Genomic DNA, 13,040 nt, shown 5'->3' with positions numbered 1-13,040 from the left:
CGTGCGCTCAGGCGGCGTGTACCATCCGTGTCGTGGGTTTTGCGAACACGCAGCCTTCGAACAGCCTGCGGGCGGTCCGCAAAATCCCAGCCACGATCCGGCCATCGCGCTCCTGCAGCTTGACGTCGATATGGCCCATCGGGTGCTCGATGCCGATGACCGCAGGCGCGACCTGCAGCCCAGCGAGGCGCGCGCTCACCGTGTCCGCCACGATCAGCGAGGTGGCGATGCCGACGGCGCCGGTGGTGGCAAGCGACGGGTGGCAATCGTGCGGCATGAAATAGCGGGCCGACACGTGGCCGCCATGCACCGCGGGGGCGAGCAGCACCGGCTTGGGAATGACACGGTCGCGGACGTCGCCGAGTCCCATGCGCCCGCCGGCCGCCACGCGCAGCCGCTCGAGCCGCTCCAGCAGCGCCGCGTTCGCACTCAACGCGGCGGCGCTCTCATAGCCGGTCACGCCGAGATCCTCCGCACGCACGATCATCATCGGCATCGCGCAGTCGATCAGCGTGACGTTGACATCGTCGATCGTCTCATTGGCCTCGCCGGTCGGAAACATCTCGTCCATCCGGTTGGCCGCATCGAGAAAGGTGAGCGCAATCGGCGCCGCTCGCCCTGGGACGCCGTCGATCGACGCGTCGCCGAGATATGACACTTTGCCGTTGGGGGTCGGCACCTCGGCCTCGATCAGCTGGCGCGAATTGACGTTGTGGATGCGGACCAGCGTCGCCGGACCTTTCGCCGGCACCAGCCCCGCCTCGATGGCGAAAGGTCCGACAGCGGCAAGCATGTTGCCGCAATTGGGCGAGGTATCGACCAGTTGCTGATCGATCCGCACCTGCGCGAACAGATAATCCACGTCGGCGCCGGGCACGCTGGCCGGCCCGACGATGGCGACCTTGCTCGTGACCGGATTGCCGCCGCCGATGCCGTCGATCTGCAGCGGATGACCGGAGCCCATGACCGAGAGCAGAATCTCGTCTCGCCGGGCCGGATCGCTCGGCAGGTCCGACGCCAGGAAAAAGGGCCCCTTCGACGTTCCGCCTCGCATCAGGACGCACGGTATCGAGATCAGATCGTTCATGCCGGCCCCCAGTTATGTCAATTTCGTATCAATCCATGTTACTGTTGCGTATACTGAGCTGAGATCGATCTTTGAAATGCAAAGAATTGCGGTATTGATGCATGATTAACATCAATTGTGAGATCCTAGACCTCCGGGCCTTCCTGAGCGTCTCCGATCTGGAGAGCTTTCATCGGGCCGCCGAGGCCCTGAACCTCTCGCAGCCGGCATTGAGCCGGCGCATCCAGAAGCTGGAGGGCGCGATCGGCGCGCCGCTCCTGGAGCGCACGACGCGTCACGTCGCGCTGACGGCGCTCGGCGCCGAGCTGGTGCCGCTCGTGCGGCGTATGATCGAGGAGTTCGACGGCTCGCTGTTTGCTGTGCGCGACAGCGGCCTCAATCGCGGAGGCCTCGTCACCATCGCCTGCCTGCCGACCGCGGCGTTCTACTTCCTGCCGTCGGTCATCCGCGAGTTCAACGATCAATATCCCAACATCCGCTTTCGCATTCTCGACCTGCCGGCCACCGATGGGCTGCAGGCCGTCGAGCGTGGCGAGGTCGAGTTCGGCATCAACCTGATGGGAGCATCGGACCCCGAGCTGATCTTCGACCGTCTGGTCGAGGATCCCTTCGTGCTCGCCGCGCGCAAGGATCACCCGCTCGCCGCGATGGCGACGGTCGGCTGGGGCGATCTCGAGCCCTACCCTCTGATCACCGTACACCGGTCCAGCGGCAACCGCACGCTGCTCGATGCCGCGCTCGCCAAATCAGCGATCAAGCTGCGCTGGTTCTACGAGGTGACGCATCTCTCCACGTCGCTTGGACTCGTCGAGGCCGGGCTTGGCATCTCGGTTCTTCCGAAGATGGCGACACCGCAGAGCGATCATCCCTTCCTCGTCACGCGCCCCATCCTCAATCCCGAGATCTCACGCACCATCGGCGTCGTGCGCCGCAGAACCGGCACGATGTCGCCTGCGGCGGAGCGTTTCCTGAAGATGCTGATCGGCCGCTGGGGGCGGACGTAGAGGCCGAGCAGCACAGCAGGTAGCCTGACGCCGAAGGGCTATCCCGCCGGCAGCAGGTGCCGCAGCGCCGACGCGATCATCACGCCGCCGCCGGTGATCACGGCGGCGTCGAGGATGGCGGCGTGGATGTGCACCGGCATGCGGGCGACGAAGGCCTTGGCGAGGAACGCGCCCGGCACCGCGACCGCGCCGATCAGGAGCGCGAAGGCCAGCACCTGCGCCGTGACCACGCCGGCCAAACCAAACACCGAGATCTTGATGACGCCCGTCGCCACCGAGATCATCGCGTCGGTGGCGATGACCGCGGCGCCTTCCAGGCCCGCCGCCATCAGCAGCGACAGCAGGATCACGCCGGAGCCGGAGGTGCCGCCGACCAGCACGCCATAACCGACTGCTCCGGCGGCAAGCCCGCCATTTCCGATCCTGACCTCGCGCTTGCGCAGGATCCGCCGCAGCGGGACGCTCATGATCAGCATGGTGCCGATCACCAACGCCGCGCCGGCATTGGTCAGTCGCGTGTAGCCGTAGGCGCCGAGCGCCGTCGTGAGCGCGGCTGCCGCGATGACGATCACGGCGCGCGTACGGTCGGCGTGGCTGATGTAGGCGGCGACGCGGCTGAGGTTGGTGAGGATCGCCGAGATCGCGATGATCGGCACGACGGTTTCGGCGCCGACCATTGGCACCAGCACGAGCGGCATGAGAGCGCCGGTGCCGTAGCCGGCGAGACCACCGATGATGGAAGCAAAGAGAGCGACGGAAGCGACGAGCAGGAGTTGCAGGAGCGAGATGTCGGCAAAGCCTGCCAGAAAATTCATGAACGTCCGTCGCGGTTGACACGCGCCGCCGCCTGATCGGCGATCGCGTTCAGCGATGCCTCGTCGAGCGGAAAGTCCGCAGCTAACCAGGCATCCTCTGCGAGGGTGAGCACATGACCGAGAAGCGGTCCCTCCGCAACCCCGCGCGCGATGAAATCGGCCGCCTTCAACGGCAATTTCGGCGGCGTGAAGCGCTGCGGCAACAGCGCACGCTCGCGCCAGCGCCGATCGTCGCGATCGCGCGCCCGCGCCCAGCCGAGCATCAGGCGGTCGCGATAGACGGTCTCGCCGAGACGATACAGCAGACGCCGGACTCGCGCCTCGTCGGCGGAAGCGAACCGCCACCAGCGATGGCCCATGCCGTCCAGCGCCTTGGTCTCGGCATTGGAGAGCTTCAGTCTGACGCCGAGACGGCGCGCATCCTCGGTCACGGCGACCGCGAGCGCCGCGAGACGGCGGACCGCGCTCGGCGAAAGCTCCAGCTCGCGCTCGATGCCGGTCATCGCGGCGAACGGACCGAGATAGGCGACGCCGCCGAGGATCGCCGTCAGCAACCCGCCATCCGCCATCGCCGTGACCGCGCCGACCGCGCCGTCGGTGACGAGCAGTTTCAGCATCTCCATGCGCACCCGCTCGGCCGACAATGCGGCGAGGCCGGCGCGGCCGGCGATGCAGGCCAGATAGCCCTCGCGGTCGGGGACGCCGTGGCCGAATGCCGAATGGATGCGGAAGAAGCGCAGGATGCGCAGATAATCCTCGGCGATGCGCTGGGCGGGATCGCCGATGAAGCGCACGCGGCGTTGGGCGATGTCGGCGAGACCGCCGACGTGATCATGCACCACGCCGTCCGGCCCGACGGACAGCGCATTGATGGTGAAGTCGCGCCGGTGCGCGTCGCCGACCCAGTCGCGGCCGAACTCGACCTTGGCCTTGCGGCCGAAGGTCTCGGTGTCCTCGCGCAGGGTCGTGACCTCGAATGGATGCCCCTCGAGCACGAGGGTCACGGTGCCATGGTCGATGCCGGTCGGCACGCTCTTGATCGACGCCGCCTTGGCGCGCCGGAGCACCTCCGCCGGCAGCGCCGTGGTCGCGATGTCGATGTCGCCGATGGCGATGCCGAGCAGCGCATTGCGCACGGCGCCGCCGACCACCCGCGCCTCCTCGCCGTCGCAATTGAGCAGCGCGAGCACGCGCGCGGCGGGACCGGACGAGAGCCAGGGCGCATGCAGCACCCGCGCGCCGATCATTTCTCGACCCCTGGAACGAGCCTGCCGTTCTCGACATGAGCGGGGATATAGGTCGAACGCGGCGGCGCGCCGGAGAACTCGGCGAGCAGAACCAGACTTGCAATCACCAACACCAGCGCCGCCACCGTCAATTTTGTGATCAGATGAAAGGGCCAGTTGACAGGCACCAACAGCCCCGATTTGGTCGCGAGCAAGAACAACACATAAACCGCAAAAGGAATGAGGAAAATTCCGATTTCCGTCAACACGCCACGGATCATGGCTGACAGACCCGCTCGTACAAGACCCGAAGGATGCCCGCTGTAGCGCCCCATATGTAGCGCTCGGCGAACGGCATCGCGTAATACAAACGCTCCATGCCGCGAAACTCCTTGGAATGCAGCTGATGATTGGCGGGGTCCATCAGGAAGGCCAGCGGCACCTCGAAGGCGTCGTCGACCTCGCCCTCGTTGATCTTGAGCGTGAATCCGGGCCGCACCCGCGCCACCGTGGGCAGGATGCGGAAGCCGAAGGCGGTGCCGTAGACGTCGAGATAGCCGATCGGGTCGACGAAGCTGCGGTCGAGCCCGACCTCCTCTTCGGCCTCGCGCAGGGCGGCATCGAGCGGCGAGGCATCGGTGACGTCGATCTTGCCGCCGGGAAAGGCGATCTGCCCGGCATGGCTCGAGAGGTTCGGCGAGCGCTGGGTCAAAAGGACCGTCGGTTCGGGATGGTCGACCACCGGGATCAGCACCGCCGCGGGACGGATGGGCTGCTCGCGGGAGATGATCTCGAGCATGCGGTCGGTGCCGGAATCTCCGCTGGCCGGAATGACATCCGGATCGAGCAGGGCCTGCGGAACGTCGAAGCGCAACCGCGCGCGGCCCCGCGCGAAGAAATCGGCTGAACTGAGCCCAGCGGTCCCGTTCCTCACCATGGGCTGGTTCAAAGCGCCGCCCTCACCTGTTCTGCATCGGCCATGGGGAAGAACGCGCCGCCCGACCCCACGCCGAACATGACACGCCCATCGATCATCCGCTCCTCACCCATGTCAACAAGCTCGTAGTAGAGCGCCCGCGTCACCTTGGCCCAGAGATCGGCTCGCACATGCAGATAGGGCGTCAGGCCGCCGCTCTCGCCGGGCTCGAAGCGCAGCCGGTGCTCGGCATCGCACGCGACCCAGTCGTCGACATTGGTGCGGAAATGCAGCAGCGGTCCGCGCGCATCGCTCTCCGTCCGCATTTCTACGGCCGTGAAGGGGGCATCATCGACGCGGATGCCGACCTTCTCCACCGGCGTGACCAGGAAATAGCGATCACCCTCGCGCTTGAGGATCGTCGAGAACAGCCGCACCAGCGCAGGCCGCCCGATTGGCGTGCCCATGTAGTACCAGCTACCATCACCGGCGATTCGCATGTCGAGATCGCCGCAGAATGGCGGATTCCACAAATGCACCGGCGGCAGTCCCTTTGCGGATGTGCCAGCCTGCGTTGCCGCCGACGTCAGCCGATCGAGTCCGTTGTCGGTGGTCTGCCCTTGCTTCGCCATGGTTTGCCTTGAGTTTGCGTCCACCTTGGCACGATTGGTGCAAGATTCCATCGCCGTCGTCTGTGCAAAAGTTCCTGGCGGCCCTGCAGGTCATGTAAGGTCGCCATAACGTGATGCCGTCAATACCCCGTAATGCCGATAATATGGGGATAGTTTAACTCAACGAATACAGCGCCTTCGCATAGGTTGGCATCCGTGTCCCGGCAAACTGGAGCGGAACGTCCGTCCGAAAGTTCACGATGCGGGGCAGAAGGAGCGCGGAAATGGCTGAGAGTGCCGAGAAGCTCGAGGATGCGATCGTCCGGTCGGCCGAACAGGTCTCCGGCCAGATCCGAGCGGCAAAGGATGCGATCTCCAGCGTCATCTTCGGCCAGGACCGCGTGGTGGAAAACACGCTGGTGACCATCCTGTCCGGTGGCCACGCGCTGCTGATCGGCGTCCCCGGCCTCGCCAAGACCAAGCTGGTCGAGACCTTGGGCGTGACGCTCGGCCTCGATGCCAAGCGCATCCAGTTCACGCCGGACCTGATGCCGTCGGACATTCTCGGCGCCGAGGTGCTCGACGAGAGCGCCGGCGGCAAGCGCTCGTTCCGCTTCATCGCCGGCCCGGTGTTCGCGCAACTGCTGATGGCGGATGAGATCAACCGCGCCAGCCCGCGCACGCAGTCGGCATTGCTGCAAGCCATGCAGGAGCAGCACATCACCGTCGCAGGCGCCCGCCACGACCTGCCGAAGCCCTTCCACGTGCTCGCGACCCAGAATCCGCTGGAGCAGGAAGGAACCTATCCGCTTCCCGAAGCCCAGCTCGACCGCTTCCTGATGGAGATCGACGTCGACTATCCGGATCGCGACGCCGAGCGCCGCATCCTGTTCGAGACCACCGGTGCCGAAGAGAGCGGCGCCAAGGCCGCGATGACCGCAGACGCGCTGATCGCTGCGCAGCGGCTGGTGCGCCGGCTGCCGGTCGGCGATTCCGTGGTCGAGGCGATCCTGTCGCTGGTGCGGTCCGCCCGCCCCGGCCCGGAGGCCGGCGACGCCGGCAAGCTGATCGCCTGGGGCCCGGGTCCGCGCGCCAGTCAATCATTGATGCTCGCGGTGCGCGCCCGCGCCTTGCTCGACGGCCGCCTCGCTCCCTCGATCGACGACGTGCTCGATCTCGCCGAGCCCGTGCTCAAGCACCGCATGGCGCTCACCTTCCCGGCCCGCGCCGAGGGACGCACCATTCCGGACGTGATCCGGCAACTGAAGAGCCGGATTGGCTGATGGCCGCAGCGACAGGGCACGCCGACAAGGAGATTCTCGCAATCCGGCGTGCCGATGGCGAAAGCCGGACGCTGGCGTCGTCGCTGCCGCGGCTGGTGCTCGAAGCGCGCCAGATCGCCGCCAATGTGATCCATGGTCTGCATGGCCGTCGCCGCGCCGGCTCCGGCGAAAGCTTCTGGCAGTACCGCCGCTTCGTCTCCGGTGAGCCGTCGCAGCGCGTCGACTGGCGCCGCTCCGCGCGCGACGATCATCTCTACGTCCGTGAGCAGGAATGGGAGGCCGCGCACACCGTGTGGATCTGGCCGGACCGCTCGCCGTCGATGGCGTTCGCGTCGAAGGGCGCCCGCGAAAGCAAGCTCGAGCGCGCCCTGATCGTGACCTTCGCCCTGGCCGAGTTGCTGGTGGCCGGCGGCGAACGCGTCGGCATTCCCGGCCTGATCAATCCGACCGGGAGCCGCAACGTGATCGACCGCATTGCGCAGGCGATGCTGCATGATGAGACGATCAGGCCGAGCCTGCCGCCCTCCTTCGTGCCGTCCGCGCTCGCCGAGATCGTCGTGCTGTCGGATTTCTGGTCGCCGATCTCCGAGATCAGCACCATGCTCGCCGGCCTGTCCGCGTCGGGTGCGCACGGCACGATGGTCCAGGTCGTCGATCCCGCCGAGGAGACCTTCCCCTATTCCGGCCGCGTCGAGTTCGTCGAGCCGGAGGGCGGCGAGGTCATCACGGCCGGCCGCGCCGAGAGCTGGGCGCAGGACTACGTCGCCCGCGTGGCGCTGCATCGCGACCAGATCCGCGCCGAGACCGGCAAGCTCGACTGGCTGTTCACCACCCACACCACCAGCCGCTCGGCTGCCGAGCTGCTGCTGTTCCTGCATGCCGGCATGACCACGGCCAAAGGTAGCGCGCGCGGCGGCGTCAAAGTGGGCGCTGGCCCCGGAGGGCTCGGCGCATGATGGGCCTGCCGCTGTCGTTCGCCGAACCCTTGCTGCTGACCGGGCTCATCAGCCTGCCGGTGCTGTGGTGGCTGCTGCGGGTGATGCCGCCGCGGCCGCGCCGCATCGAGTTTCCGCCGACCCGGCTGTTGTTCGACATCACGCCCAAGGAAGAGACGCCGTCGCGCTCGCCCTGGTGGCTCACCCTGCTGCGGCTGATCGCGGCGGCGCTGGTGATCTTCGCTGCGGCCGGCCCGATCTGGAATCCGCGCACCGAAGCCGTCGGCAGCAAGGCGCCGCTTGTGCTTTTGCTCGACGACAGCTGGAGCGCGGCGGCGAGCTGGGACACGCGTATCAGGGCCGCCGACGAGATCATCGCCAATGCCGATGCCGACCGCCGCGGCGTCGCGCTGATGCCGCTGTCGGAGCCCGCACGCGACCTCACCTTGATGCCAGCCGGCGCGGCGCGCGTCGCGCTGCGCCAGATCGCGCCCAAGGCCTACACGACCGAGCGCGCCGATGCGCTGCCGCAGCTCGATCGCTTCCTGAAAGCGACGGGCGATGCCGAGATCATGTGGTTCTCCGACGGCGTCGATCCCGGCCGCGGCAGCGAGTTTGTCACCGGCCTTGCCAAGACCATCGGCGATCGCAGCCTGACGGTGTTCGAAGGCGGCACCCTGTCGCCGCTGGCGCTTGCGGGCGCCGAGAACGCCGCGGCCAAGATGACCGTGAAGGTGCTGCGCGCCGATCTCTCGGTTCCGGGCGGCATTGTGCGCGCGCTCGACGCCAAGGGCTCGCCGCTCGGCGAAGCGCAGTTCGGCTTCGCCGCCGGTGCGCACGACGCCGAGGCGAGCTTCGATCTTCCGGTCGAGCTGCGCAATGACATCACCCGGCTCGAGATCGCCGGCGAGCGCTCCGCAGGCGCCGTGCAACTGCTCGACAAGCGCTGGCGGCGGCGTGCGGTCGGCATCGTCTCCGGCGCCACCAGCGACACCGCGCAACCGCTGCTCGCGCCGACCTTCTATCTGACGCGCGCGCTGGCGCCGTTCGCCGATCTCCGCCTCGGTGATCGCGGCGCTCCGCAGCAGGTCATCACGCAGTTCCTCGACCAGAAGGTGCCGATGATCGTGATGGCCGACGTCGGCACGCTGTCGCCGGAGCTGCGCGACCGTCTCAACGGCTGGATCGAGAATGGCGGCGTGCTGGTGCGCTTCGCCGGCCCGCGCCTGGCGCAGGGCGACGACGATCTCGTGCCGGTCAAGCTGCGCCGCGGCGGCCGCACCCTGGGCGGCAGCCTGACCTGGGAGAAGCCGCAACACCTGGCCGCGTTCGCCGCCGACGGCCCGTTCGCCGGCATCACCGTCCCGAAGGACGTGACGGTCAATCGCCAGGTCCTCGCCGAGCCCGACGCCGTGCTGGCGACCAAGAGCTGGGCCTCGCTGGAGGACGGCACGCCGCTCGTCACGGGCGAGCATCGCGGCAAGGGCCTGATCGCGCTGTTCCATGTCAGCGCCGACATGCGCTGGTCCGATCTGCCGATGTCGGGCGCGATGGTCGAGATGCTCCGCCGCATCGTCGACATGTCCGGCTACACCTCGACGCCGGGCCCTGGTCCCGCGGGTGAGACCGCCAAGGCCACGCTGGCGCCGCTGCACATCCTCGACGGCTTCGGCGCCTTCGGACCGCCGCCTTCGACCGCCAAGCCGCTGCCGGCGGATTTCAACGACCGGGCTTCGCTGGATCATCCACCCGGATTCTATGGCCCAGCCGAGGGACCCACCGCAGTGAACACGCTCAGCCCCGCCGATCGCATTCTGCAGCTCGACACGTCGACGCTGCGCGCCAAGCGTGCCAGCTACACCACCGCCGAGCCGCGCGATCTCCGGGGCATCCTGCTGTCGACCGCACTGCTGCTGTTCCTGATCGACGCGGTCATCGTCGCCCTGCTCGGCGGCGTGCTGGCCTCGCTCGCGCGGTGGCGGCGTGCAGCGCCCGCGTCCATCGCGCTTGCGGTGCTTGCAACCGGCGCCCTGCTCGCGGTCGCGATGCCGACGGCCGCGCGCGCCGACGCCGCCAGCGACGATTTCGCCATGCGCGCGGTGTCGCAGACGCGGCTTGCCTATGTCGTGACCGGCAATGCCGACGTCGATTCCATCGTCAAGGCCGGCCTGACCGGACTGACCTTGTTCCTGGCCCAGCGCACGGCGCTCGAAGCCGGCGACCCCGTCGGCATCGATCCTGCGCATGACGAGCTCGCCTTCTTCCCGCTGATCTACTGGCCGATCGTGCCGGGCACGCCGAAGCCGCCGCAGGACGCGATCAACAAGATCGACGCCTACATGAAGCAGGGCGGCACGGTCATCTTCGACACCCGGGATGCGGTCGAGGCGCCGCCCGGCGACAACGGCGCGCAGCAGACCCCGGGCATGCAGTCGCTGCGCGAGATTCTGTCGTCGCTCGACGTCCCCGAGCTCGAGCCGGTGCCGCGCGAGCACGTGCTGACCAAGACGTTCTACCTGCTGCGCGACTTCCCCGGTCGCTTCACCGCAGGCCAGACCTGGGTCGAGGCGCTGCCGAAAGACGAGGACGAGGACAGCGCCTCGCGTCCGGCGCGCGGCGGCGACGGCGTCTCACCGATCATCATCACCTCCAACGACCTCGCCGGCGCCTGGGCCATCCGCCCCGACGGCCAGGCCATGCTGCCGATGGTTCCCGGCGAGCCGCGACAGCGCGAATTCGCCTTCCGCGCCGGCGTCAACATCGTGATGTACACGCTGACCGGCAACTACAAGGCCGACCAGGTGCACGCGCCGGCGCTGATCGAACGGCTTGGGCAGTGATGACAATAGCCACGCGCAGCCGCGCCAAAACCTCCGTCGTCACGCCCGGCCTTGAGCCGGGCATCCACGCCCCTGTTTTCCGAGGGAATGACGTGGATGGCCGGGACAAGCCCGGCCATGACGAAGCCAGCGAGTTTGCCTCATGAATTACGGCATCGCGTTCACGCCTCTGGTCCCGACGTTCGTGCTGTGGCTCGCGATCGGCGCGATCGTCGTCATCGCCGCGCTCCTGTTGCTCGGCCGCTCGCGCTCGGCCTGGATCCGCGTCACCGCGCTCGCCTTGATCGCGCTCGCGCTGGCCAATCCGCAGTTCACGCGCGAGGACCGCGAGCCGCTGAGCTCGGTCGCCGCCGTCGTGGTCGACAAGAGCCCGAGCCAGAATTTCGGTGACCGCAACAAGCAGACCCAAGCGGCCCAAGAGTCGCTGGTCGACAGCTTGAAGAAGATCAAGGGCCTCGAGGTCCGCGTGGTCGATGCCGGTCAGGCCGATGGCGAGACCGACGGCACGCATCTGTTCAGCGCGCTGACCTCGGCGCTGTCGGACGTCCCGGTCGATCGGGTCGCGGGCGCCTTCCTGATCACGGATGGACGCGTCCACGACATTCCCGGCAACGTTGCCGCGCTCGGCTTCCAGGCTCCGCTGCAGGCCCTGATCACGGGCCAGAAGGCCGAGCGCGACCGCCGCGTCGCGATCACGGCCGCGCCTCGCTTCGGCATCGTCGGCCAGCCGCAGACCATCAGCTTCCGGCTCGACGACCAGGGCGTCAGCGGCGCCAGCGCCAAGGTCGTGATCCGGCGCGACGGCGAGGTCATCAGCGAGCGCACCTTGACCAGCGGCCAAGCCGCCAATGTCGACGTCGACATCAAGCACGAAGGCCAGAACATCGTCGAGATCGAGGCATCGCCGCTCGACAACGAGCTGACCCTCGTCAACAACCGCGCCGTGGTCTCGATCGATGGCGTCCGCGACAAGCTGCGCGTGCTGCTGGTGTCGGGCGAGCCGCATTCGGGCGAACGCACCTGGCGCAACCTGCTGAAGTCGGACGCCAGCATCGATCTCGTCCACTTCACTATCCTGCGGCCGCCGGAGAAGCAGGACGGCACCCCGATCAACGAGCTGTCGCTGATCGCGTTTCCGACCCGCGAGCTGTTCCAGCAGAAGATCAACGAATTCCAATTGATCATCTTCGACCGCTACGCCCGGCAGGGCGTGTTGCCGATCGCCTATTTCGACAACATCGCGCGCTACGTGCGCAATGGCGGCGCGGTGCTGGTCTCGGCCGGGCCGGACTACGCCTCCAACACCAGCATCTGGCGCACACCGCTCGATTCGGTGCTGCCCGCCGAGCCGGTCGGTGTCACCGAGAAGCCCTTCTATGCGCATCTATCTGACGCCGGCAAACGCCATCCGGTTACGCGCGGCCTCGAGGGCTCGGGCTCCGAGCCGCCGCGCTGGAGCCGCTTCTTCCGCACCGTCGAGACGCGCAATGCGGTCAGTCCGCCGGTCATGACCGGCGCCGATGGCAAGCCGCTCTTGCTGCTGTCGCGCTTCGGTGCCGGCCGCGTCGCTCTGCTGCTGTCCGACCACATCTGGCTGTGGGCACGCGGCTATGAAGGCGGCGGACCGCATCTCGATCTGCTCCGGCGGATGTCGCACTGGCTGATGCAGCAGCCTGATCTCGACGAGGAAGCGCTGCGGCTGCAGATTCAAGGCAAGGATCTCGCCGTCATCCGCCAGACGATGGGCGACACCGTCCCGCCGGTGACCGTGACCTCGCCGTCCGGCACCACGCGCGAGCTCACTCTGAGCCAGGGCGATCCCGGCGAATGGCGCGCGACCCTGCCCGCCAACGAGCTCGGCCTGTGGCAGGCGACCGACGGCACGCTGAAGGCGCTGATCAATGTCGGCCCGACCAATCCGAAGGAATTCTCCGAGGTCACCTCGACCACCGAAACCCTGAAGCCGCTGGCACAGGCGACCGGCGGCGACGCCCGCCGCATCGCCGACGGATCCGGCATCGACTTGCCGCGCATCGTCCCCGTCAGGTCGTCGACCTTGTTCAGCGGTGACGGCTGGATGGGCGTGCGGATGCGCGACGCCAGCGTGGTCAAGGGCGTCGGCGTGCTGCCGATGTTCGCCGGCGTGATCGGCCTGCTGCTGCTGCTCGGCGCGCTCGCCGCAACCTGGGTGCGCGAGGGACGCTGACACGAAGACACACGCGCACCACGGCGGCGTGCGACGTGGCGCGAAGGGCACAGCGAGCCGGTTTCCATCCGTTGCCGCGGCGCTCTGATTGACAGCTACGAGGCGCCTCTGCGATGT

At 67.8% G+C, this 13,040-nt stretch carries 11 protein-coding genes; 5 read left to right on the top strand and 6 right to left on the bottom strand.

Annotated features, from left to right (window positions below):
* Positions 1-7: 7 nt before the first annotated feature.
* Positions 8-1,087, bottom strand: coding sequence for a 4-oxalomesaconate tautomerase (locus QX135_RS06280; protein WP_316233999.1), 1,080 nt, complete (start codon positions 1,085-1,087; stop codon positions 8-10).
* 104 nt (positions 1,088-1,191) lie between these two features.
* On the opposite strand from QX135_RS06280, the gene QX135_RS06275 reads away from it, so the two are divergent.
* Positions 1,192-2,091: a LysR family transcriptional regulator gene (locus QX135_RS06275; RefSeq protein ID WP_315738715.1), complete on the top strand. Its 900-nt coding sequence runs from the start codon at positions 1,192-1,194 to the stop codon at positions 2,089-2,091.
* Between the two features lie 38 nt (positions 2,092-2,129).
* Here QX135_RS06275 and QX135_RS06270 read toward each other — a convergent pair whose 3' ends face one another.
* From QX135_RS06270 to QX135_RS06250, 5 genes are read right to left on the bottom strand one after another with little or no spacing between them, the layout of a single operon-like run.
* Complete coding sequence (locus QX135_RS06270) at positions 2,130-2,906, bottom strand: TSUP family transporter (RefSeq protein ID WP_316176851.1); 777 nt, start codon at positions 2,904-2,906, stop codon at positions 2,130-2,132.
* Positions 2,903-4,153, bottom strand: coding sequence for a CCA tRNA nucleotidyltransferase (locus tag QX135_RS06265; protein WP_316176852.1), 1,251 nt, complete (start codon positions 4,151-4,153; stop codon positions 2,903-2,905). The genes QX135_RS06270 and QX135_RS06265 overlap by 4 nt, the downstream gene beginning before the upstream one ends.
* A complete protein-coding gene (locus QX135_RS06260; protein ID WP_315776140.1) occupies positions 4,150-4,413 on the bottom strand; it encodes a DUF6111 family protein in 264 nt (87 codons plus the stop codon). The genes QX135_RS06265 and QX135_RS06260 overlap by 4 nt, the downstream gene beginning before the upstream one ends.
* Positions 4,410-5,069 carry a CoA pyrophosphatase gene (locus QX135_RS06255; protein ID WP_409997670.1) on the bottom strand — a complete coding sequence of 220 codons (660 nt, stop codon included), beginning with the start codon at positions 5,067-5,069 and terminating at the stop codon, positions 4,410-4,412. Before QX135_RS06255 ends, QX135_RS06260 begins: the two co-directional genes overlap by 4 nt.
* A gap of 8 nt (positions 5,070-5,077) precedes the next feature.
* Positions 5,078-5,680 (bottom strand): DUF1285 domain-containing protein, encoded by a 603-nt coding sequence (locus QX135_RS06250; RefSeq protein WP_315785698.1) that lies wholly within the window; start codon positions 5,678-5,680, stop codon positions 5,078-5,080.
* A gap of 263 nt (positions 5,681-5,943) precedes the next feature.
* On the opposite strand from QX135_RS06250, the gene QX135_RS06245 reads away from it, so the two are divergent.
* The 4 genes from QX135_RS06245 to QX135_RS06230 all read left to right on the top strand — a co-directional run bounded on the left by QX135_RS06245 (position 5,944) and on the right by QX135_RS06230 (position 12,923).
* Entirely contained in the window at positions 5,944-6,942 is a 999-nt protein-coding gene (locus QX135_RS06245) for a MoxR family ATPase (RefSeq protein ID WP_315738357.1), read from the top strand.
* Positions 6,942-7,898 (top strand): DUF58 domain-containing protein, encoded by a 957-nt coding sequence (locus QX135_RS06240; RefSeq protein WP_316176853.1) that lies wholly within the window; start codon positions 6,942-6,944, stop codon positions 7,896-7,898. The genes QX135_RS06245 and QX135_RS06240 overlap by 1 nt, the downstream gene beginning before the upstream one ends.
* Positions 7,895-10,717 carry a DUF4159 domain-containing protein gene (locus QX135_RS06235; protein ID WP_315776136.1) on the top strand — a complete coding sequence of 941 codons (2,823 nt, stop codon included), beginning with the start codon at positions 7,895-7,897 and terminating at the stop codon, positions 10,715-10,717. The genes QX135_RS06240 and QX135_RS06235 overlap by 4 nt, the downstream gene beginning before the upstream one ends.
* Positions 10,718-10,859: 142 nt before the next feature.
* Positions 10,860-12,923, top strand: a complete 2,064-nt coding sequence (locus QX135_RS06230; protein WP_316176854.1) for a hypothetical protein — start codon at positions 10,860-10,862, stop codon at positions 12,921-12,923.
* Positions 12,924-13,040: the final 117 nt, after the last annotated feature.

Origin of the sequence: Bradyrhizobium sp. SZCCHNR1098 (assembly GCF_032489375.1) — a bacterium.
Taxonomy (GTDB): domain Bacteria; phylum Pseudomonadota; class Alphaproteobacteria; order Rhizobiales; family Xanthobacteraceae; genus Bradyrhizobium.
This window is presented reverse-complemented; position numbering and strand designations above follow the sequence as displayed.

Excerpts from the sequence above, each read along its gene's own strand:
- QX135_RS06280 (WP_316233999.1), bottom strand. The coding sequence starts at position 1,087 with ATGAACGATCTGATCTCGATACCGTGCGTCCTGATGCGAGGCGGAACG.
- QX135_RS06270 (WP_316176851.1), bottom strand. The coding sequence starts at position 2,906 with ATGAATTTTCTGGCAGGCTTTGCCGACATCTCGCTCCTGCAACTCCTG.
- QX135_RS06265 (WP_316176852.1), bottom strand. The coding sequence starts at position 4,153 with ATGATCGGCGCGCGGGTGCTGCATGCGCCCTGGCTCTCGTCCGGTCCC.
- QX135_RS06260 (WP_315776140.1), bottom strand. The coding sequence starts at position 4,413 with ATGATCCGTGGCGTGTTGACGGAAATCGGAATTTTCCTCATTCCTTTT.
- QX135_RS06255 (WP_409997670.1), bottom strand. The coding sequence starts at position 5,069 with ATGGTGAGGAACGGGACCGCTGGGCTCAGTTCAGCCGATTTCTTCGCG.
- QX135_RS06250 (WP_315785698.1), bottom strand. The coding sequence starts at position 5,680 with ATGGCGAAGCAAGGGCAGACCACCGACAACGGACTCGATCGGCTGACG.
- QX135_RS06245 (WP_315738357.1), top strand. The coding sequence starts at position 5,944 with ATGGCTGAGAGTGCCGAGAAGCTCGAGGATGCGATCGTCCGGTCGGCC.
- QX135_RS06240 (WP_316176853.1), top strand. The coding sequence starts at position 6,942 with ATGGCCGCAGCGACAGGGCACGCCGACAAGGAGATTCTCGCAATCCGG.
- QX135_RS06235 (WP_315776136.1), top strand. The coding sequence starts at position 7,895 with ATGATGGGCCTGCCGCTGTCGTTCGCCGAACCCTTGCTGCTGACCGGG.
- QX135_RS06230 (WP_316176854.1), top strand. The coding sequence starts at position 10,860 with ATGAATTACGGCATCGCGTTCACGCCTCTGGTCCCGACGTTCGTGCTG.